Origin of the sequence: Klebsiella sp. CN_Kp106 (assembly GCF_040064575.1) — a bacterium.
GTDB lineage: Bacteria > Pseudomonadota > Gammaproteobacteria > Enterobacterales > Enterobacteriaceae > Klebsiella > Klebsiella michiganensis.
The window spans coordinates 76,807-98,945 of sequence record NZ_JBEAIG010000007.1; the positions used below are offsets into that span (position 1 = coordinate 76,807).

At 54.4% G+C, this 22,139-nt stretch carries 16 protein-coding genes and 1 tRNA gene; 6 read left to right on the plus strand and 11 right to left on the minus strand.

From position 1 onward, the window contains the following. Positions 1-435 precede the first annotated feature (435 nt). Positions 436-1,728 carry a haloacid dehalogenase-like hydrolase gene (locus ABLU96_RS05600; RefSeq protein ID WP_064407432.1) on the plus strand — a complete coding sequence of 431 codons (1,293 nt, stop codon included), beginning with the start codon at positions 436-438 and terminating at the stop codon, positions 1,726-1,728. A 178-nt stretch (positions 1,729-1,906) separates the two neighbouring features. Here the strand turns inward: ABLU96_RS05600 and ABLU96_RS05605 are convergent. Together ABLU96_RS05605 and ABLU96_RS05610 are read right to left on the minus strand one after the other, a co-directional pair. Next, positions 1,907-1,994 (minus strand) — tRNA-Ser (locus tag ABLU96_RS05605). 141 nt (positions 1,995-2,135) lie between these two features. Then, positions 2,136-3,764, minus strand: a complete 1,629-nt coding sequence (locus ABLU96_RS05610; RefSeq protein ID WP_064405585.1) for an ABC transporter substrate-binding protein — start codon at positions 3,762-3,764, stop codon at positions 2,136-2,138. 267 nt (positions 3,765-4,031) lie between these two features. Here ABLU96_RS05610 and yccA point away from each other — a divergent pair, with 267 nt between their 5' ends. Beyond that, positions 4,032-4,691, plus strand: coding sequence for an FtsH protease modulator YccA (gene yccA, locus ABLU96_RS05615; RefSeq protein ID WP_004100829.1), 660 nt, complete (start codon positions 4,032-4,034; stop codon positions 4,689-4,691). Positions 4,692-4,779: 88 nt separating this feature from the next. Next, the gene (gene tusE, locus ABLU96_RS05620; protein WP_004849563.1) at positions 4,780-5,109 is read left to right on the plus strand and encodes a sulfurtransferase TusE; all 330 of its coding nucleotides are present in this window, start codon (positions 4,780-4,782) and stop codon (positions 5,107-5,109) included. Here tusE and yccX read toward each other — a convergent pair. Genes yccX through ABLU96_RS05635 form a run of 3 tightly spaced genes read right to left on the minus strand, consistent with a single transcriptional unit; the run spans position 5,106 to position 6,796 of the window. Further along, positions 5,106-5,387: an acylphosphatase gene (gene yccX, locus ABLU96_RS05625; protein WP_004849561.1), complete on the minus strand. Its 282-nt coding sequence runs from the start codon at positions 5,385-5,387 to the stop codon at positions 5,106-5,108. The two genes, tusE and yccX, sit on opposite strands and share 4 nt — an antisense overlap. A gap of 49 nt (positions 5,388-5,436) precedes the next feature. After that, on the minus strand, positions 5,437-6,225 hold the full coding sequence (locus ABLU96_RS05630; RefSeq protein ID WP_014837988.1) for a helix-turn-helix domain-containing protein: 789 nt from the start codon (positions 6,223-6,225) through the stop codon (positions 5,437-5,439). A 16-nt stretch (positions 6,226-6,241) separates the two neighbouring features. After that, positions 6,242-6,796 (minus strand): YbhB/YbcL family Raf kinase inhibitor-like protein, encoded by a 555-nt coding sequence (locus ABLU96_RS05635; RefSeq protein ID WP_014228676.1) that lies wholly within the window; start codon positions 6,794-6,796, stop codon positions 6,242-6,244. Positions 6,797-6,987: 191 nt separating this feature from the next. Here ABLU96_RS05635 and rlmI point away from each other — a divergent pair, with 191 nt between their 5' ends. From rlmI to ABLU96_RS05650, 3 genes are all read left to right on the plus strand, one after another. Next, positions 6,988-8,190 carry a 23S rRNA (cytosine(1962)-C(5))-methyltransferase RlmI gene (rlmI, locus tag ABLU96_RS05640; protein WP_009651924.1) on the plus strand — a complete coding sequence of 401 codons (1,203 nt, stop codon included), beginning with the start codon at positions 6,988-6,990 and terminating at the stop codon, positions 8,188-8,190. Between the two features lie 60 nt (positions 8,191-8,250). Beyond that, positions 8,251-8,568: a heat shock protein HspQ gene (gene hspQ / locus ABLU96_RS05645; RefSeq protein WP_009651933.1), complete on the plus strand. Its 318-nt coding sequence runs from the start codon at positions 8,251-8,253 to the stop codon at positions 8,566-8,568. Positions 8,569-9,027: 459 nt separating this feature from the next. Beyond that, complete coding sequence (locus tag ABLU96_RS05650) at positions 9,028-9,729, plus strand: helix-turn-helix domain-containing protein (protein WP_032749730.1); 702 nt, start codon at positions 9,028-9,030, stop codon at positions 9,727-9,729. 13 nt (positions 9,730-9,742) lie between these two features. Here ABLU96_RS05650 and ABLU96_RS05655 read toward each other — a convergent pair whose 3' ends face one another. From ABLU96_RS05655 to ABLU96_RS05680, 6 genes are all read right to left on the minus strand, one after another. Next, a complete protein-coding gene (locus ABLU96_RS05655) occupies positions 9,743-10,681 on the minus strand; it encodes a hypothetical protein (RefSeq protein WP_064405587.1) in 939 nt (312 codons plus the stop codon). Between the two features lie 42 nt (positions 10,682-10,723). Beyond that, positions 10,724-13,867, minus strand: a complete 3,144-nt coding sequence (locus ABLU96_RS05660; RefSeq protein ID WP_064405589.1) for a glycosyltransferase — start codon at positions 13,865-13,867, stop codon at positions 10,724-10,726. A 197-nt stretch (positions 13,868-14,064) separates the two neighbouring features. Next, complete coding sequence (locus tag ABLU96_RS05665; RefSeq protein ID WP_064405591.1) at positions 14,065-15,270, minus strand: HlyD family efflux transporter periplasmic adaptor subunit; 1,206 nt, start codon at positions 15,268-15,270, stop codon at positions 14,065-14,067. After that, positions 15,267-17,414: a type I secretion system permease/ATPase gene (locus ABLU96_RS05670; protein WP_046877472.1), complete on the minus strand. Its 2,148-nt coding sequence runs from the start codon at positions 17,412-17,414 to the stop codon at positions 15,267-15,269. The genes ABLU96_RS05665 and ABLU96_RS05670 overlap by 4 nt, the downstream gene beginning before the upstream one ends. Beyond that, positions 17,411-18,847 carry a TolC family outer membrane protein gene (locus ABLU96_RS05675; protein ID WP_014228671.1) on the minus strand — a complete coding sequence of 479 codons (1,437 nt, stop codon included), beginning with the start codon at positions 18,845-18,847 and terminating at the stop codon, positions 17,411-17,413. The genes ABLU96_RS05670 and ABLU96_RS05675 overlap by 4 nt, the downstream gene beginning before the upstream one ends. A gap of 167 nt (positions 18,848-19,014) precedes the next feature. Then, positions 19,015-22,139 (minus strand): type I secretion C-terminal target domain-containing protein (locus ABLU96_RS05680; protein WP_348862372.1); only part of this gene is annotated, 3,125 nt, incomplete at its 5' end.

Here is a 22,139-nt window from a genome sequence, read left to right on the forward strand (position 1 = left end):
CCCCCTCAACAGCGCATGAGGGGGACTTTGCGAGGGGAACCGCACCTGTCAGCTTCAAACGGCCAGAGCGGGTTACTCAACCGAATGGCATACAGAATAGCGGCACATAAGAAAAAACCCCGAGCGATTAAAGAGCTCGGGGTTTGTATGACCGGCTTGCACGATGCCGAAGAAAGCAAAAGAACCATCAGGACTAGCCGTAGATAGATAAGTGACATTAAAATAACACTCGGAGATAGTTCGAACTGTTTTTGACCTGCTACCTTGTCATACTAAACATTTCTCTGTAGATAATTCTGGCTTACTCCCTCACCATTTTCATATATTCATAAAATATGATAACCATCACATTCATGATCAGGGTGCCAATTTTTGATATAGCTGGCTTTTACTTTTTGCTACAGATGGTAATGCACCCTAAAAAAGGAATTAATCATGAAAATGACAATAATATATGCACTACTATCCGTATTTTTTGGAGTATATGGAACAACGGCCAGTGCCAGTAACACAAATCAAGTGTCACAAAATTTAGAAACTGCGATTCCCCAACAAAAGCAAATAGTTATCGGCAATTGGGACGAGTTCAACTCAAGAAAAATTGACAGACTCATTCAAGAAGCAAAGCAGAAGCCTGCGCATTCTTTATATGCTGTTTTTGATTTTGACAACACAACAGCTTTTCTGGATATCGAAGAGGCAACGCTTATCTATCAACTAGAAAACCTTAAATTTTCGATGAAACCTGAGATATTGAAAGAGATAATTTACAAAGATATACCGCCTTCAAACTTTAACTCGGATTATAATAATAAAAATCATCAACCGGTTAATATAAACCTCATTGGTCAAGACATTATTGATAGCTACACATGGCTATACAATAATTACAGCGGATTTGCGGGTAATAAAACGCTTGATGAAATTAAAAAAAATTCCAATTATATGAATTTTATAGTGAAAATGAGATATTTATATGATGCAATCGGTGGGTCATTCGACCATGAGGTATCTTATCCATGGGTGACGTATCTCTTTTCTGGCATGTCCAAAAAAGAAGTAGCTGATTTAGTGCACGATACTATTGAGTGGCAAAATAACCAGCCTATCGGAAAGGTGACATGGGTAAGCCCAGCAGATATGGCAGGCCGAGCTGGTATCGTATCAGTAACATGGAAAAATGGATTCAGGCTGATCCCAGAAATGCAGACATTATATAAAAACCTACAGCAGGCAGGTGTTGATGTTTATGTCATTTCCGCTTCTGCTTTAGATGTGATAAAAAGCATCGTTACTACAGAAAAATATGGTTTTTCTGTTCCTGAGTCTCATGTCTATGCAATGCATCCCTTATATGATAAAGAAGGTAGATTGACTCACAGCCTCGATCCATACTATCCCCAGACGCAAGGTAAAGGTAAAACCGAAACTATAAAGAAATTTATACAACAACATTACAAAAATACAGGACCAATATTAGTTGCTGGCGATAGCGAAGGAGATCAAAACATGATGTCCGACTTTAATGACACAAACTGTGTTCTCATTATTAACCGGCTACGCTCATCTGACACTATTATCGGTGAGTTATCAGCTAAAGCCGTTCGTGACTATAATAAAGATGATGCAAAAATATTATTACAAGGAAGAGATGAAAATAAAGGGGAATTTTTACCATCACAAAGTAGCATATTGATGGGCACTAATAACAAAGTATCTTTACCATAGGTATCGACTTACAGTAATGCCTCTTACCTGAAAAGGGGGCATTGCTACTGAAAGGATATTTATTGAGCAAAGGACGGACTTTAGATGTAAAAAAGCCCGTATAAACGGGCTTTTTTACATCACTCTATGTACCATAAAATCAAAATCATTCTTCAAGCTATTGATTTTATTTAGAATTTGGCGGAAGCGTAGAGATTCGAACTCTAGAACCCTTTCGGGTCGCCGGTTTTCAAGACCGGTGCCTTCAACCGCTCGGCCACGCTTCCAATGAGGCGCACTATAAACACCTCTGTTCAGGCTGTAAAGCACCAATTTATTCAACTGCCTTAAAATTAAACAAAAACGCGTTATTCGTCTGAAATTCAGGCAGTTTGCGCAGATTTTCAGCGCAAACCGCCCTCTTCGCGTTAATGTTTTTTGATGTACATATCTTTGGTGTAGTAATACCCCAGCTTATCCGGCGTAAATCCCCCTACCCATGGCTTGACCAGATGGGTGCGCACGTAGTGATAGACCGGAATGGCCGGGACATCCTGACCTAACAGATCCTCCGCCTGCTGGTAGAACTTGCCCCGTGCCGTCGTGTCAGAGGCTTTTGCCGCATTGCGCAGCGCCTCATCGTAGGCCGGGTTGCTGTACTGGCTGGTATTTTCACTGTCGCCGGTGCGGAAGTTATTGAGAAACGTCGCGGCGTCGTCATAGTCGGCTATCCACGCGTAGCGCACGGCGTCAAAATTATGCGTATGCATGGCGTCGAGCATGGTCTTCCACTCCTGGTTTTGCAGCTTCGCCTCAACGCCAAGGTTCTTTTTCCACATTGAGCTGGCGGCGATGGCAATTCGCTGGTGAGATTCGGACGTGTTATAGAGCAGATTAAAGACCAGCGGATGGGTCTCATTATACCCGGCTTCGCTTAATAGCTTTTTCGCCTCGGCGATACGCTTATCGCGTGGCCAGCTGGCGTACTCTGGATTGTGCAGCTTTACCCCGCCGATGTCAGGCTGGCTGATAAGCCAGGCCGGACGCTGCCCCTGCCCCAGCACCTTCTCCGCGATAATGTCTTTATCGAGAGCCATATTGAGCGCCCGTCGTACGCGGGGGTCGTTAAACGGCGGCCGGGTGGTGTTGAATTCGTAATAGTAGGTGGCCAGCTGCGGCGAAACATCCAGCTGATCGCCCATGGTTTTTTTGAGCTGGGCAAACTGATTAATCGGCACCGTATACACGATGTCGATCTCTCCCGCCTTATAGCGGTTGACGTCGGCGGTTTCAGAACTTATCGGCAGGTAGGTCACCTTATTGATGACCGTATGCGCGTTATCCCAGTAGCGCGGATTGCGCTCGGCCACAATGCGCTCATTCACCACCCACTGCGACAGCTTATAGGGCCCGCTGGTTACGATATGCTCCGGTTTGGTCCATTTGTCGCCGTAGCGCGATATCAGCACTTTATCGAGCGGAACCAGAGACGGGTGCGCCAACATCGCCAAAAACGCCGCATTCGGCTGAGTTAAGGTCACCTCGAAGGTGGCATCATCCAGCGCCTTGACGCCCAGCGTCTCGGGCGCTTTTTTGCCCTGCGCTATCTCTGCCCCGTTGACGATATGCATATTGCCGGGATAGCTCGCGTAAGGCGACGCCGTGAGCGGCGACACCAGACGCTGCCAGCTCCAGACAATATCCTGCGCCGTGATCGCCGTACCGTCGGACCAGGTCACCCCGGGACGCAGGTGGAACGTCCAGACGGTGTTGTCCTTATTCTCCCACTTCTCCGCCAGCCGGGGCTCAATCTCTCCTGTTGGCGATACGCTGACCAGCCCTTCAAAAAGATCGCTGATAATGTTGTTTTCAACGTCGCTTTCCACTTTATGCGGATCCAGCGACGACGGTTCGCTGCCGTTATTTCTGACCAGTTCTTGCTTTTCGGCCAACGCCGTTCCCGGCGGTACCTGAGCGGCCAGCGCCGGGATGACCATGGAGAACAGACCGACGGCCACCAGTACGCGTGTGATGTGATTATATTTTTGTGTTTTCATATCCCTTGCCTTTGTTACGCTTCGTGAGTACCCTCTCCAGAGTTAGTCGCAGAATGGCTATAACGCAATATTTTTCAGTGAGTTATCAGATTTCGATCTGACTCCGGAAGGCGAACAAATAAAAATGCCACTTATCCCGATTTTCCTGGAATAATGTGCTGCATTCAGCCCGCTGACTTTGAGTAAAGATGGGTAAAAGCATTAGGGCTTAGGCCCTGTTTTTTTTATGCTTCGTTATTAATTACATCTGTCATAAGAGAGTGACTCATGGATCGTATAATTACATCGTCGCGAGACCGTTCATCGCTACTTAGCACGCACAAAGTTCTGCGGAACACCTATTTCCTGCTTAGCCTGACGCTGGCATTTTCCGCTATTACGGCGACGGCCAGCACGGTGCTGATGCTGCCTTCTCCGGGTCTGATTCTGACGCTGGTCGGTATGTACGGCCTGATGTTCCTGACCTATAAAACCGCGAATAAGCCAACGGGTATCATTTCCGCGTTCGCCTTTACCGGTTTTCTGGGCTACATCCTGGGGCCAATGCTTAACGCCTACCTGTCTGCGGGTATGGGCGATCTGATTGGCCTGGCGCTGGGCGGTACCGCGCTGGTGTTCTTCTGCTGCTCGGCCTACGTGCTGACCACCCGTAAAGATATGTCCTTCCTCGGCGGAATGCTGATGGCGGGCGTGGTGGTCGTGCTTATCGGTATGGTTGCCAACATTTTCCTGCAGCTGCCGGCTCTGCATCTGGCGATTAGCGCGGTGTTTATCCTGATCTCTTCAGGCGCCATTCTGTTTGAGACCAGCAACATCATCCGCGGCGGTGAAACCAACTACATCCGCGCGACCGTTAGCCTGTACGTCTCGCTGTACAACATCTTCGTCAGCCTGCTGAGCATCCTTGGCTTCGCCAGCAGAGACTAATCCTCTCCCCGTCTGTACTCAGGCCCCGCTTATGCGGGGCCTTATTTTTTGCTACACTGCCGCCATTTTCAGCGGTATGTGAAGAATCATGTTTATCTTTGAAGGCAATGAAATAGAGACCGATAGCGAAGGCTATCTAAAGGACACAACCCTGTGGAACGAAGCGATGGCGGCCGTTATCGCTGAACAGGAGGGCATCAGCCTGTCCGTTGAGCATTGGGAAGTGGTGCGCTTTGTGCGCGACTTTTATCTGGAATTTAACACCTCACCGGCGATTCGTATGCTGGTGAAGGCCATGGCGAACAAGTTTGGCGAAGAGAAAGGCAACAGCCGCTATCTCTACCGCCTGTTCCCGAAAGGCCCGGCTAAGCAGGCGACAAAAATCGCCGGACTGCCTAAACCGGTTAAATGCATCTAATACAAAATGGCGAATTTCTGCCACTCTCTGGTGGGCTGATGGGGCTCGGTCAGAACCCTGTCCACCCGCGCGCTGCGCGGCCCACCGGCCTTCAGCCAGGCAATAAGTTTCTCCACCTGGTCCGGTTCTCCGCAGGCCAGAACCTCCACGCCGCCGTCGTCGAGATTGCGCGCGTATCCCGTTAATCCCAGCTGCAGCGCCTCGCGCTGGGTCGAATAGCGAAACCCGACGCCCTGAACGGAGCCGTATACCCACGCCATCGTGCAAACCGTTGCCATGTTCCCCCCTTTTCGGCCAATGACTCAATACAGAGGATAGCAAATTCCGTCAACGTACATGCTTAGGTAATAATCCATAGTGCTGACGAAAACGGGCGCTAAAGCGCGAGCCTGACAGGTAGCCGCTGCTTTGCGCAATGTCGCCAATGGGTCGCGACGTCGACTGTAATTGCCCCAGCGCGTAGGCCATACGGACCTCTTCCACGATCTGGCGGAAGCTCCGGGACTCCTGCTGCAAACGACGGCGCAGCGTCGATTCGCCAAGAAAGAGCATTTTAGCCACTTTCGCCACGCTCCACGCTTCGGCAGGCGACAGCATAATAATTTGCCTGACCTGACCGGTTATGTCCTCGCGCCGCTCGTTGAGCAGCGGCCCGGCGTAGCCAGCCTGATACAGCGCCAGCAGCAATCCCATCGCCTGATGGTGCTGCAGCTCGGCGCTGAGCCCCTCCCGTACCGCCCGCAGGACGCTTTGCCACATAAACGACATTTCCGGCGCCAGCGGCGCGCAAAGCGACGTCAGACGACCGGTCTGCGGCTCGCTCATATAGCGATGCTTAAAATCCGCCAGCAGTTCCGGCGTGAGAGAGAGCAGGTCGGAGCAAAACAGCCCGTTTTCCGGCTGATTAATCACCTCGAGCTCAACCTCGGCGGGCAAAATAATCAGCTGCTGCGGCGTTGCCAGCATCTCGCTGGCGCCCTGCACAATGACCTTACTGCCGCGGTTTACCCGGCAGATCGCGGGCGAGAACAGCGTGACGCGGTGCAGTTTGCATAAACGACGGGTAGTGATTTCCGCCGCCGTTAACGCGTTATGGTGAAAATGGATGTTCCGCATCATGCCGCCCTTTTTATTATCTTCCGGCCAGCGCCGTTAACTGCGCGCTGGCGATAGCGTGGCTGTGTAACATAAATCCGACTAACGCCCCGCTGGCCTCGCCATCAATGGGCAACGTCGGGGTATCAAGCGCCCATACCGTAAAGCGGTAGCGATGCGGTTTATCTCCGGCGGGCGGACACGCGCCGCCAAAACCCGCATAGCCAAAGTCATTGCGCCCCTGTATCGCCCCGGCGGGCAGTTTAGCGTTATTTTTGTCTCCGGCGCCAGCGGCTAAGCCAGTCACCTGTTGGGCAATATTCACCACCGTCCAGTGCCACCAGCCGCTCCCGGTCGGCGCATCCGGATCGTAAGCGGTCACCGCGAAACTGCGGGTACCCGCCGGAGCATTTTTCCAGGCGATCTGCGGTGAAATATTGCCGCCGGTGCAGCCAAAACCGCCAAACCAGTGCGTCTGCGCCAGCGTCTGGCCGTCGCGCATATCCGCGCTGCTGACGCTAAACGGCGCGGCAATCACCGTCCCGCTCATAATAACCATCATCGCGGCTGCGACCTTCAATCCTGTTTTCATCGTATTTTCCTCCGTAAGGTGAGGAAATACTGTAAGATCCCGGCATGTTTTTTATTGTGCCAAAGCGCCTGCGTTTTGTGCCGAAACGCTCACTTGTCGATACCGGTGGAATGGTGCTTGCCTCAGCCACTTGTGCTAACCTACGCGCCATTTTTTCGGTGCCGACATTCCCGTTGCTTAAAGGTAGCCCCATGACAGACTCCATTTTCCCCCGCTTAGTGTTAACCAAAGGACGCGAGAAATCCCTGCTGCGTCGCCATCCTTGGATCTTCTCCGGCGCCGTCGCCCGGATGGAAGGTAAAGCCCGTTCAGGTGAGACCATCGATATCGTTGATTCGCAGGGAAAATGGCTGGCCCGCGGCGCCTATTCGCCGTCTTCACAGATCCGCGCCCGCGTCTGGAGCTTCGATCGCAATGAAGCCATTGATAACGCCTTTTTCGAACGTCGCCTGCAGCAGGCGCAAACCTGGCGCGAGTGGCTGGCGGCCCGCGACGGGCTCGATAGCTATCGCCTGATAGCCGGTGAGTCCGACGGCCTGCCGGGCGTGACCATCGATCGTTTTGGCGACTTTTTTGTACTGCAGCTGCTGAGCGCCGGTGCCGAATACCAGCGGGCGTCGATTGTCAGCGCGCTGCAAACGCTGTTTCCGAACTGCGCTATCTACGATCGTAGCGACGTCGCGGTGCGTAAAAAAGAGGGGCTGGAGCTGGCGCAGGGGCCGGTTGTCGGCGAACTGCCGCCTGCCCTGCTGCCGATTACCGAGCACGGTATGCAGCTGCTGGTAGATATTCAGGGCGGCCACAAAACCGGCTATTACCTTGACCAGCGCGACAGCCGCCTGGCGACCCGTCGCTACGTCGCCGATAAGCGCGTGCTGAACTGCTTCTCCTATACCGGCGGTTTTGCCATCTCCGCGCTGATGGGCGGCTGCCGTCAGGTTGTCAGCGTTGACACCTCGCAGGAGGCGCTGGACGTCGCAAAGCAGAACGTTGAGCTGAACAAGCTGGATCTGTCTAAAGCGGAGTTCATCCGCGACGACGTCTTCAAGCTGCTGCGGAAATATCGCGACGCCGGCGAAAAGTTTGACGTGATTGTGATGGATCCACCGAAGTTTGTTGAAAACAAAAGCCAGCTGATGGGCGCCTGCCGCGGCTATAAGGACATCAACATGCTGGCGATTCAGCTCCTGAATCCCGGCGGCGTCCTGCTGACCTTCTCCTGCTCCGGCCTGATGACCACCGATTTATTTCAGAAAATCATTGCCGATGCCGCCCTGGATGCCGGACGTGATGTACAATTTATAGAACAGTTCCGCCAGGCTGCCGACCACCCGGTGATAGCAACCTACCCCGAAGGACTGTATCTGAAAGGGTTTGCTTGCCGCATCATGTAACTTGAAAAGTGGAGAATCGGCCCGCATATAGCAGGTAATCATGTCTCCCAGGAGGTGCTTATGATAGCCAGCAAATTCGGTATCGGCCAACAAGTTCGCCACACGCTTTTGGGCTACCTGGGCGTGATCGTCGATGTCGATCCCGAGTACTCGCTCACGGAGCCGGAAGAGGATGAAATCGCCGCTAATGACGAACTGCGCCTTGCGCCCTGGTATCATGTGGTGATGGAAGACGATGATGGCCAGCCGATTCACACTTATCTCGCAGAAGCGCAGCTGAGCAGCGAGCCCAGCGACGAACATCCTGAACAGCCGTCGCTGGACGAACTGGCCAGAACCATTCGCCAGCAGCTGCAGGCGCCTCGATTGCGCAACTAGTCATTTGTGGGTTTTACGCCTGGATACCGCCAGGTTTAAAACCCCGTTGGCTATTTTCATCTCCTCCTTGCCGCCGCGTATGCGGCAAATAGGATAAAAAATAAACGCCGCGCTTTTTTATTTAATAAACACATATACCTATCTGACTCACTCCGCTTATCGCCGCGTTAAAAAATCAAAAACGAAGCGAGAAATTCCTCACGCGCAATAACGTGACTTTTTGCGCAAAAAGACCAGCCGCAAAAAAAGATCTACCTGGCTTAAAAAAAACAATAAAAAAAATCAATTTATATTGACTAATATGAATTACAGGTTTTAGATTACAAATCGTAATTTATAGCAGGAAAATAATCCTGGCAATGTTCGATAAGTTGCCAACAGAAAGCATATTATTGATTATTAGACGCGTACAATATCCATTCAATAATATTTTCAACTCATTGTTTTAAAAGGGTAACAATGAAGAGGAATAATCACTCGCTGCTCCGCGATGAAATTTTAAGCAAAGTCGTGAAGCCCACCGATCATATTGAAAAATTGATTGAGATAATCGCTAAAGAGCATACGCCCTGCACCATTAGCAAAAAACGCAACATCAGCCTGACGCGGAATGGTGAAAGACAGTGCCTCATTTTATTCGACGGGAGCGTGGCGTTAAACCGCATAAGCGATGGGATGATCCTTAATGCTGAAAGCGCACCGTTTATTTTTGGCGCCAGCTGCCAGCTGGCATATACCCGCCACCTGTATGTTAAAACGAAAGAAACATCGCGCTTGCTTTTGATTCCACAACGTTTTTTTCATGAGCAGGTCGTCAAATATCATCTCTGGCAATCGCTGGCGATGCTGCAGGATTATAGTTCGGCCAAAGTCTATGCCCATTGCATGACGATATCACAACTCTCCGCATACGAAATTATACGTACCCATCTGCTCGAACTTATTGATGAACCAAATGCAATTAAGAATAACATCACTGCTGTGAATTATATTATGGACCACTCTTTTTTGTCCCGCAGCGGCATCATGCGGGTATTATCGAAGCTGAAGAGTGACGGCTATATCCATTTATCGCGCGGCATCCTGACGGATATTATTGATCTGCCGGAAAAGATGAACAGGCTTTATTCAAAATCCGGGCCCGCGCAGCCAGCAGAATGAGTATGCATACCGCTTATTTTTTATTCTGCGCCGTCGCGGCTAACGCCTGGCAAATCAGGCGACTGAACCGCCCGTCGCGCTGCTGCTGTTCACTCCAGCGGATATTGGGCAGCTTCATTTCACCAGAAATGCGCCGGCTGCTGAGCGCAAGCTGCTGAAAAAAAGGCGCCAGCATCGCGCCGCCGGGCACCGTCCGGGTTTGAAACACCGGGCTGCCGTCGACATAGCGATACGCCAGCGCGTTATCCGGCACTAGCGTGGCGGCAAACGCCTGCTGCGCATAGCTGGCCCAAAAGGTGGCCGCGCTATAGCCGCGAGAAACGTTGCTCTCGCAGGTAACCTCCCCGGGTGAAGGCACGACTCTTTCCTGCGCGGGTCTGAAGGCATTTTCCATCCAGCGCGCCATACCTTCCAGGTACCATTTCTGTTTAAAAACCCCGTAGCCGTATTGATACAAATGGAATAATTCATGCGCTGGCGTAATGTTGCGCGCCGGCCACAGCGCGGCGTTAAGGACAATTTTTAAGCCGCAGGGCAGCGCCGTTCCGTCACCCGTGGTTTCTGCCGCCACCCGATCGAAGGCCAGGCCGTGACCTTTGGGGAGCGTCAGCAGGTAGATGTTGATCTGTCGGGCCTGGCGATAAATTTTCTGCTGCAGCGGCGAGCGCAGGCCCAGCAGCGAGGTGTAGAGATATTTCGCAGCCTGGAGCTGGCTCGCAATGTCTTTCACGACATCCGGCACGCCGTCGCCGGTACTATCCTGCGGATATTGCAGGGCGTCCCTACCCTGCAGGCTGTAGTAAATATGAAAGTCATCCACGACGTGCGCTTTTTCCAGGCGATGCGCATGAAGCAAAGAGCCGGGAACGCAGCGGGAAACCTGCACCACATCGCGCGCCAGCAGCGGCGAACAGCAGCAGGATGCCAGCAGGAGCGCGATGACTCGCCTCATCGCCACGCCTGAGGGCCGCGGGAATAAAAAAGGCGCTGACGGTTAGCCAACGTTAACCACCCGAGGACGCTTTTTTTCCAGGCCGTTTCCGCGCTCCGCGCCGGCATCCAGCTGACGCTCGCTTGTCTGCAGCCATGCCGCCCAGCGTCCGGCGATAGCGCTGCCGTAGTAGCGCTGGGCGTTGCGCAGCGCGGCCTGCTGCATACTTTGCTGCAGCGACTTGTCGGAGATAACGGCGATCAGCGCCGCCGCCAGGGCCTCCTCATCGCCGCAGGGCACCAGAATCCCCGCCTCCCTGTCCTGCAGGATGTCGCGCGGGCCGTACTTAATGGCAAAGCTAATCAGCGGCGTACCGTAGGCCATCGCCTCCACGGCGGAGAGAGACTGCCCCTCCTGAGTCGAACAAAGTACCGCGCAGCAGGCCGTTTTATGCGCCTGCGCGATGTCGGAGGTGAAGCCGTTGATATGGATCGCCTTCTCCAGCCCCCACTCCGCCACCCGCGCGCTTAAGCTGCGCCGCAGCGGACCGACCCCGTAGGTGTGCAGCTGCGCATCGGGGATCGCCGTCAGCACTTTACGAAAGGCGTTCAGCAGCAAGGCATGCTGCTTCTCTTCCGAGTAGCGCGCCAGATAAATGACCGTCTGCGACGGCGCTTTCTGCGGGTTCGCCGGAATATTGCCGTTATCGAGATGATTGGGGATCACCGCCATCCGCGCGGCCGGGAAACCCTCCAGCTGCAGGTCCTGCCACTGCTCATCGGTGAGGACAATCAGCCGATCGACAAGCTCCGGCTGTTCGAGGATATGCCGGTAGGAGCTTTTCAGCGCGCCGTTAGACAGCTGATGATGGGAGTGAATAATCGCGCTCAGCGTACACGCCATGCGCTGTGCGGGCCGCGAGCAGACGAAGCTTTTCCACGTTTTATTTTTATCGACGATAAAATGCCAGCGCCCTTTTTCCGCCAGCCGGGTTTCCAGCATCCACGCATAAAACGCCTCTTCCTGAGCAAAGCGTTTGACTTCACCGCCCGCCAGGGCAATTTCAAGATGGCTTAGCTGCACGTTGCCCTTTTTCTCGTCAAAGCTTTTGCGCAGCAGAATATTGCCGGCGCTATCAATGTAGTCTTCGATGATTCTCCCCTGCGGACGCAGCAGGAAGTTGTGTTTACCCACCGCGACATCCGCGCCGGGATTGACGGCATGCCTGAGCTCGATATTGCCCACCAGCGGCGCCAGCGCAGCGATCGCGTTCATCTCAAAGCAATCGCTGAGCCACTCATAGAGGTTATAAACCGGCACCTCTTCGGGCAGCGCGCCGCGTGCTTTCAGCGCCCGCACCGCTCTGGACAATTCGGGATTCCACGTCGCGGTAACTATCCAGGGCACGGTGCGCAAATGTTCGGTAAAGAGCTTCGCCCGCCGCATGGCCGCCACCTCAATACCGTTGCCGACGTCGCGCAGCGTCTCCAGCAGAAAAATGGGGATCGCGTTATTCGACGGCGGCGCGTCGTCCTGCGGGAGCAGCGGCTTTTTTGCCGCTAAATGGTATTTCTGATAGGCGATAAAGCCGGAAAGGTAGTGCTCGACGTCATCGATACGCACGCGGTAGCTGTGGTGGCGAATAAAGAAGCTGTTGACGATCCGTGCGGGATTTTTAAAAAACATCGCCAGCTCAGGCCAGAAGAAGCCGTTCAGCAAATAGCGCGCCCGAACTTCCAGCGCCTGCCAGAACTTCTGCTGGTCAAAATCCGCCAGCAGATGGCGATGCTCGGGAGAAGCGTCCAGACGGGTCACCATCTCAGACGCCGCCATCATTAATTCCAGCAGCGTGGGATAGGTGGTGACGCGATGCAGCACAAAATCAAGATGATCGTGCACGTTGTTCAGGCCAAAGCGAAAGTACTTCTCTTCCGGGCGAAAGCGGGTTAACTCATTAACGCAGTAGCTCAGCCAGTGGTCATGGTGCTGCCAGTGCTTATTTTTAATGAAATAGGCGAAGGCTTTTTCCACCATCTCCAGCCACTGCGGCGCTTTGGTCAGGCCGTACAGGCGCATAAGGGCAAAAGCCGCTTCGCCATCGTAATAAATGATGCGGAATTTGGCTTTCAGCGACAGATCGTGGCTATTCAATACGTGAACAAACTGGCCGCTGAGCGGATCCTGCATAAAGGCAATGCCGGTCGCCAGCTGCGCCATCAGCGGCAGATATTGCCGGTCTCCGGTCGTTTCGGTGTATTTCACCAGCGCCAGGATACTTACCGCGTTACCGCCGAGCTTGATCTCATCGCCCACGTCGCAGAGAAACGCCGCCTCGCGGCCATCGTCCAGCGTCCGTACTTCAATCAGCGTGTTAACCAGGTACGCAATCGCGCGGTCTATCGCCTGACGAACCGACGGCTGACGGGTCGCTTCCCAGCCCTCAATCAGCGAATAGGTGGAGCTGGCGTGGCGCAGCGCGTTATAGGATCGAACCGGGCGGTCGAAACAGGGAAACCAGCCGTAATGGTAGAGGCCGTCTTGCTTTACCTGACGGGCCAGATAATCGGTGCCTTTTTTAATCACCTCGGCGAGGCACTCGTCCTGCCAGTTTTCCCCGATAACGCGATAGCCGGAACCTCGCCCGCTCTGCTCCATCACTTTTGACCCAAAACGATCGCAGAAGATCCCCTGCGTTTTAAAGCGCCAGAGCGGCTGCTGCGGATCCTGCGGCCAGCTAAGCGTCTGTTTAAACCGCCGCCGGGCGTAGTTTTCCAGATTGACGCTATTCGGCGCCACGACGCCGTTATCACCATCGTAGAGCAGCGCGTTGCCGGCAATTTCCTGCTCGAGCATTGCGCAATTAAACTGCGGGTCAAACGCGAGGCCAAAGCGAAAATAGTTACGCTTGGTGACCATGAATTTTTCATTGAGGGATTGCCAGCTGAGCTTTTCCACGCTGTCCACGACGTCAACCCGCAGCCACTGCGGTTCGCTGTCCTGTTTTTTACGCCACTCCTGCAGCGCCCTGGCCCCCGCCAGCCACGCGAGATCGAAGCTGGTACCGCGAGAAATATGCATATGCGCGCGTGATTGGCCATCGCTGACGCTAAAGAAGATTACCCATGCCGGATAGTCAGAGGGCAATACGGTGGATTTTAATTTTTTCGCCTGAAAGCAGGCTTGTTGCAGTAAATCACTTAGCGCCATCTTCCCCTCTCCGTTTATTCAAGAATGCGTTGAATGTTTAAAAATTATTATCAGAGACTGCAAACAAACCCATTTTAGATATTGCGCCGATGGCTCGTCCCGGCACACTCCCCGGAGGCGGCGCTCAACGCGTCTTGTCCGGGCTGGCGGACCGCAAACGGCGATGGCCCGTAGCCGATAAGAAGCTCGCCCGTTGATTAACGTTCCCTTAAGGCTTCTTTTGCCCGATTAAACGGTTTGACCAGATAATCCATGACCGTTTTTTCGCCGGTCTTAATATCAACGGTGGCAATCATTCCCGGGCCAATTAAAAAACGCTTGCCGCTTTTATTTTCCAGGTAATCATAGTCAGTGCGAATAAACACCCGATAGTAGTAAACATCCGGTTTAGCTTCATCCTGAGTGGTATCCGGCGATATGGTTTCCACCACGCCGTTCAGCGCGCCATAGATGGCATAATCATAGGCGGTAATTTTCACCAGCGCCTGCTGGTCAGGATGAATAAAAGCGATATCACGAGGTGAAATCCGCGCTTCGATTAATAACCGGCCATCGACCGGAACAATTTCCATCAGCTCGCCGTTGGGCGCAATAACCCCACCAATCGTATTGACCTTAATATTTTTAACGATCCCCTGCACCGGCGAACGGACGGTTAAGCGCGTGACCGAATCGGCGCGCCCCTTTATCACTTCCGCCAGGCTGGCCACGTCGGCATTGGCTTTTGACAGCTGTTCACGCGCGTCAACAAAATAGCGGGTATTGAGATCGATCTTTTTAAAACTAATATCCGCGACCTGCTGGCGAAGACGCAGCACTTCGACATTGCTCGCCGCCCCGGTTTTCGCCAGCCTTTCGGTGATAGCCAGTTCGCTATTCACCAGTTTTAACGACTCATCCAGCTGGCGCGTCGATTTGCTCAGTTGCTCTTTGCGGCTATGGTACAGACGCGTCTCCTCCGCCAGCAGCGCGGGCCAGGCTTTCAGGGAGTCGGGAAACGCCAGCGGCTGATTGTTCACCTCGGCGGTTAAGCGAATGCTCGCCGCCAGCGAGGCGCGATATTTCGCCTGGCTTTCGCCGACGTTAGATTCGCTGCGGGTGGGATCGAGGCGCGCCACAACCTGTCCGGCTTGTACCTTGCTGCCTTCCCGTACGTTCAGCTCGGTTAAAATACCGCCGTCGAGGGTTTGTATCACCTGCTCCCGCGAGCTGGGGATCACTTTTCCGGTACCGGTTGAGACTTCGTCCAGTACCGCGAACCATGCCCAGACGCCGCCCACCAGCAGCATAATGGCCAGCAGGAGAATCAGCCGCCGCGATTTAACAATTTTCGCCTCGTCTTCTTCGCTATCCGGCAGCAGCGCCACCGGGTCGTGATCGGCCATCAGGGGGATTTTATTCATATATTCACCACCTGGCCGCGGGCTTTCTCTTGCTCAAAAACCGTTGCTTTGGGTTTATCCAGCGCCAGCTGCCCGTCCTGGATAACCAGGATCCGGTCGACGATATTAAGCACCGCCGCTTTATGCGTGGCGATGATCATCGTTCGATCGCCGGCCCACTGCGCCAGCTGTTCCACAAAGGCCTTTTCCGTTCGCTCGTCGAAAAACGAGGTCGGTTCATCGAGCAGGATAATGTTCGGATCGCGCAGCAGCGTCCTGGCCAGCAGCAGCGACTGCCGCTGGCCGCCTGAAAGCCCCAGCCCGCCTTCCATAATGACGTGTTCAAGACCGAGGGGCAGTTTGCGCACAAACTCCAGCGCGCCGCACAGGGTAAGCACCGAGAAGATTTCATCATCCGTCGCCGCCGGTCGCCCGAGGATCAGGTTCTCACGCAGGGTGCCGTGGAACAGCCGCGCCTCCTGGGTCAGCAAGGTGGCGTTACGGCGAATATCCGCGAGGTCGATCTGCGGCAGGCTTAAATCATCCAGCCGCAGCTCGCCCGAAACCAGCTCGACGTTGCCCATCATCGCCTGCAGCAGGGTCGATTTACCGGCGCCGATTCGCCCAAGGATGGCGATTCTCTCGCCGGCTTTAATGGATAACTGGTTGATACGCAGCGGGATCGCGGCATCGTTAAGGCCGTAGCGGAATTCCGCCTGCCGGAACTCGTAGTTGCCGTGCAGCACGGCGCGGTGAACCCGGGTTTCGTCCTGCCCCCCTTCGACCGGCAGCGCCATCAGATTATCGAGGCTGGCCTTCGCCGTTTTCACCTGCTGCCAGCGAGCGAGTACGCCGCACAGCGCGGTCATCGGCGCCACCATGCGGGTCGAGAGCATTGATGCCGCCACCATCGCCCCGGTGGTGATGTCGCCATTAATCACCAGCGGCGCGCCGACCACCACCACCGTGGCATAGAGCAGGTTTTGCACCGACATTCCCCAGCTGACCAGGCCGTGGGTGAGCCTGCGCGTTTTGACCCCCGACTCGGCGGTAATGGCAATATAGCTATTCCACTGATGCAAAAAGCGGCTTTCCGCCTGCATCATTTTGATGTCCTGCAACCCCTGAATGCTTTCCACCAGAATGGCGTTACGCAAGGTATTTTCATGCTGGTTTTTATTGGCCAGCGCCGCGAGCTTGCGCTGCAGCAGCAGGCCGGGCAGGATCATCAGAATCGTCGCCACCGGCGCAATCCAGCTTAGCCACGGCGAGACGATAAACAGCACCACCTGAAACAGCAAAAAGAACGGTAAATCCGCCACGATGGTCATCATCGTTGAGGTCATCATTTCGCGCACCTGCTCCAGCTCGCGGATTTGCGAAATAAAGCTCCCCGTCGAGCGCGGTACCGCGCTGTTTTTCAGGCGCAGCGCGTGGCCGAAGACCCGGTCAGAAACGCGAATATCCCCGCGTTTGCCGAGCAGATCCGTGACGTGCCCGCGCATAATTTTCAGCACAAAAGCAAATACCGCCGCCAGCAATACGCCGCTGAACAGGACATACAGAGTGGGATAAGACTGCGCCGGGATCACCCGATCGTAAACCTGCATCGAAAACAGAATACCGCTCAGCGCAAGAACGTTTATGGCAAAAGACGCCAGCATCACGTGCAGGTAGGGGCGAATATCTTTCAGCACAATTTTGCGCAGCCAGTCCGGCTGAAAGCGGGCCAGGTAGCTCTCGGTGCGAATATCCCTTTCCGGCGCTGACGGGCGAAACGCAATGGTCTTTTCAATTTCCGGCAGCAGGGTTTCCAGCGGGCAGTAGCTGAGCAGCGCGAGCTCCTTCACAAACCGCACCCCGACGGCGTTATTAACGTCAAAGCTTTCGAGCACGGCGACTTGCCCGTCGCGCAGCTGGACGACCAGCGGTAGCCGCCAGGCCGACATTTTCTCATCGCCCGGAGATAAAAACTGGCAGTTTAGCCCGGCGTGGCGCGCCAGGTGCCGGAGCGCCTCCGGCAGGGTTTTCTGCGTCGCCCACTCGGCGGCGGCATGCAGCGTGCCGGGAGAAAAGCTTTGTCGATAGTGGTTGGCAATAAAAGCAATCGCATTAGACCAATCGAGCAAATGCGGTATCCCGGCGCGTTCGTTTTGTGAGGTCATGGGCGGATCTCCACGCCCTGGATATTTTGTTTTTCCAGCGCGAACACCGAGCGCATCTTGCCGGTGCTGAACAGGCAGTCCAGCTCCAGCGAACGCAGTTGTGATTCCGTCAGGACCTGGCTAAATCTGGCCTGGTAAATTTCCTGATCGACGTTGAGCAGATCCAGCAGCGGCCGCGAGCCGAGCTGAAGATACTGATCCTGATACAGCGCCCGGGTTTGCTCACCCAGCTGCTGCTGACGTTTCTGAATCCCCAGCGACTGGGCAAGATTAACCGCTTCATCGCGAGAGGCGTTCAGCTTCTGGCTGGCGTCCAGCTGGGCGGTTTTGATCGCCGCATTCGCCGCCGCCAGACTTTGCTGGGCGGCGTCGCGGGAGGCGGTCATCGCACCGCCCTGATAGATGGGCATTTGCACTTTCACCCAGGCGGAGTATTGCGTTTTATTCAGTACCGCGCTGTTGGCGTAGTTATCGTTGAGGTAATGGGTGACTTCCGGCTCAAGGGAAATCGTCGGCAGCATTTGCGCGTTGGCGTTATCCAGCTGAGCCTGAGCCTGGCCGGCCTGGGCCAGCGCCGCTAATACCGCCGGAACAGAGCGGTAATCGATTTTGGATACCGCGCAGGCGGCGTCCATCCCCTGCGGAAGGTCATCCGTCACCGTGGCAATGCCGCCGATGCCGATATAGGTCGCGAGCGTGGCTTTCCAGCGCTGAAGGGCCGCCTGATATTGCAGGAGCGTAGATTGCGCGCCCTCCACGCGGGTATCGGTCTGCACAACGTCCGATAATGATGACGCCCCCGCATCGTTGCGCTGGCGAATAAGATCGCCAATCTGTTTAAGCGAATCGACCTGCGCTTTAGCGATGTCGACCAGCTTTTGATAGCCCTGCACCTGCACTACCGCCGCGGCGGTGTCGTGAGCGACCTGGTCGATATTCAGCATGACGGTGGCCTGCTGCTGGGCCACGCCGGAGTCGGCGGCTCTGACCGAACTGGACACTTTGCCGAAGTCGTAAAGCATTTGCGATACCGAGACGACCAGCGATGGCGTATATCCGGCATCAGAATAAGTATTACTATAACCATTATTCATACCCGCACTAATTTGCGGGTAATATTTGGCTTTCGCCACGTCAACTTTCTGCGCCATTTCCTGGAGTTTGCTGACCTCCTGGGTAATCGCCGGATGCCAGTTGACCGCATTTTTTACCGCTTTTTTAATATCCAGCGGGCCGGATATTCGGGTCTGGCTATTAATAATCTCTTCATTGTACCCCGCGACCTGTTGGCTATCGGTTAAACGCTGGCTGCTAATATCATTCGGCATCAAGTATGAATTTTCCGCATGACCTGAAAACGGCGGATTCAAAGCAATAAAGAGAGCGGTATAGCCGCAGGTTATGACATTCCTTTTTTGTTTAAATAGACGCATCAAATTTACCCTTCAGAATTCACGCACTGAAAAAACGGATATAATAATTTCCGCATCATTATTTTTATTAAATAACGGTCTGCTATCTCCCGGATCGCTGCCCGATTCATTCCTCCGCAATAAATAATCTGGACGGCACTTCCGTGTGCCGTTCGCTATAACGCCGATTAGTTGGAGTTATTTGTATCAAGCAGCTCGTTGAGCGAATTGATATGCACCCCTTCCAGCGTAATTAAGGTTGTTGATTGATGGTCACCGGCCCCGCCGTCGCGGTCGATGGATACCACCGTGTTATTGCCAACGTAGCTCAGGGTCACATAGTTGCCCAGACTGCTGCTGTTCCCATCCCAGTCAACCAGCAGCGCCGACACATCGATATGATCCCCTTGCGCAACCGAGAAATCCTTCCAGGTATCGCTGCCGTTGCCGCCGGTATTGTCATCGGCCAGCAGGTTGTAAACCACCGTGTCGGCCCCGATACCCAGGGTGAAGGTATCGTCATAAGCGGTGCTGTGGATATCGTCGCCGTTCACGCTGCCGGTAATCTGCGGATGCAGATCGATGGTCAGCGTCGCCGCGGAAGAAACGCCATTGCTGTCGTTTACCGTGTAGGCGAAGACCTCCTTGTGCCTGATTGTCGACACATCCATCCCTGCCTTCAGACTGTAGGTATAAGAACCATTATTCGCCATCGTCAGGGTGCCATAGTCACCGTAAATTGTGACGCTGCTTCCGGTTACTGCGCTACCGTTGCTGGTGGTGATACTGCCATTACTGTTGAAGGTCCAGGATTCGGCACTGCCAGAGGAAGTATGTCCGGCGACGGTGTATGAGGCATACAGCACGCCATGGAAATCTTCCGTACCGCCCGAGTTGTTTCCGTTCTGGATATTCCCGCTGACGTTGGTTCCTGCCACCGTATAATGCGTTGCGGTATCGAACGTTGTACCGGTGATAGAAGCTCCAACCGTATAATTCGGCGCTGGCGTTAAGAAAGAATCCAGAGTGGCGGTGGCTTTCGAAGCCAGGACCATCTCGTAATTTCCTTCGCTCAATGCCACACCCGTTAGCGTTAGCGTATCCGTAGCGCTAGCTGTTGCGCCGATAATCGTGGTCAGATTTTCTGTCGGTACCCCCTGCCACACCAGAACCTTACTGCCGTCGCCGAGCACATGATAAATACTGACCGTGCTGTCAATCCTGACGGTATTGACCACCGAGCCACTTGCGGTGTAGTTCACATTCACCGAGAGGGTATCCATTTCGCGATCGGCCCCCACGCTAAAGCTAATCGACTTACTCGCTGATACTCCGCCCGTTGTCGACTTACCGCTTGTGTTCAGCCCCGCGGTGTCAATCGCCGGAACATTCACCGTTGCCAGCGCCGTTGCCACGTTCAGCGCAACGACATCATTCACCGCCAGCGAAGCCGGGCTGTCGATATCGATCGTCAGCGTCGTGCTCGCCGTGTGGCCCAGACTGTCGGTTATGGTGTAGGTAAAGACCTCCGATTGGCCGACGCTATTCACTCCGCCGTACGGCTGATAGGTATAGCTACCGTCGCTATGGATGGTCAGCGATCCCCAGGCACCGGCTATCGTCGTTCCGCTGCTGGTGACCGATACCGGATCGGCGTCGGTCACCGAGGTGGCGGTGACGCTCGTCACCTTAATATTTACCCCGGTGTCCGCCACATCGCCGTCGCCATCGCTTTGCAGGACGTTCCCCGTCAGGCTGTCGGTGTGATAGCCCTCAGAGTCGGTGACCGACACGTTGACAAAGGTGCCCAGGTTCAGGTCCAGCAGCGCGCCCAACAGACCGCCGGTATTCGGTGAAGAGACCACCGCCGTGTACGACCCTGAAGGTAACATTGAGGACCAGCCGCCGCCGCTATAGCCCAGGCTGAGACCCAGTCCATTAACATTAATGTTGACGGCGTTGGTCAGAACCTGCACCACTTCGCCGGTCGCCTTATCGACGATAGAGAGATCCGCCGTAAAGGACGATGCGCCACCCAGCAGGCTCAGCAACGTGCTCAGGGCCGCGCCCAGGCTCAGGCCGGTGGTCCCAGAGACAGCGAGCAGCACTTTTTCGTTTGCCCCCGCGGCGACGTCAAAGTCAAAACTATTGCCGTTGAGTAAGCCAACGTTGACGGAACCAAGTAACGAGACGCCGACAAGTTGGCCAACGGTACCGCTTTCTCCGTTGAGGGTATCGAACGTCGCGGTCAGATCTGTTTCCTGAGCATCCGGATTGGCCTGCGCCGGTTCGATGTTGCCGCCGATATTAATCGTCAGGTTAGTCGTCGAGGTATTGCCCGCTTCATCGGTAATGGTATAGCTAAAGACATCCGATTGACCGATAGCGGCCCCGCCTTTGGTCAACTGGTAGCTATAGCTGCCATCAGAGTGAATCGTCAGTACCCCATAAGCCCCGGTGATATTGACGCCAGCGCTGGTCACGTTAACCGGGGTCGATCCGTCGACGGAGTCAGATACCGCGCTGGTGACCGAGATGCCCTGACCGCTATCCTGCATATCGCCGCTGGCTGTGGTATCCAGCACGTTACCTTCAATGGCGCCGACGCTGTAGCCAACGGAATCCGTCACGTCCACGTTGACGAAGCTTGCCACCTGGGCCGCCGCCAGCGCGTTGATCAACGATACCAGGGGGCCGTTACTTTCCGGCGCAGAGATAACCATGGTGTAGTCGCCCGCCGGCAGATTGGCGAAGGAGACCGTGCCGTTATAGGAGAGCCCGCCAAGCAGGCTCGCCGAGATAGAGACGCTGTTTTCCGCAATCGCCACGACTTCGCCGGTGGCCGTATTCACCACCGACAGATCGGCCGTCAGGGTATTTCCTGCTCCCAGCAGGTTGACGATAGTGGTCAGCAATCCGCTCGCCGTCAGCAGCGAGTTGCCGTTCACCGATACCGTCATATCCTCAACGGTTCCGGAACCCACGCTAAAGCGCAGATTATTGCCCGACAGCAGCGAGACATCGACGGTGCTGAGTAACGTCAGGCCAACCAGTTGACCGCTGGTACCGCTGACGTTGTTCAGGTTACCTTCCAGCGCGACAACGTCCGGGCTGTTGCTATCGGGGATGGCCTCGATATCGCTGTCGGAATCCGAGTCGCTGTCGGAGTCGGAATCACTATCAGAATCCGAGTCGCTGTCAGAGTCGGAGTCGCTGTCGGAATCACTATCAGAATCCGAGTCGCTGTCAGAGTCCGAGTCGCTGTCCGAATCCGAGTCGCTGTCAGAATCCGAGTCGCTGTACGAATCCGAAT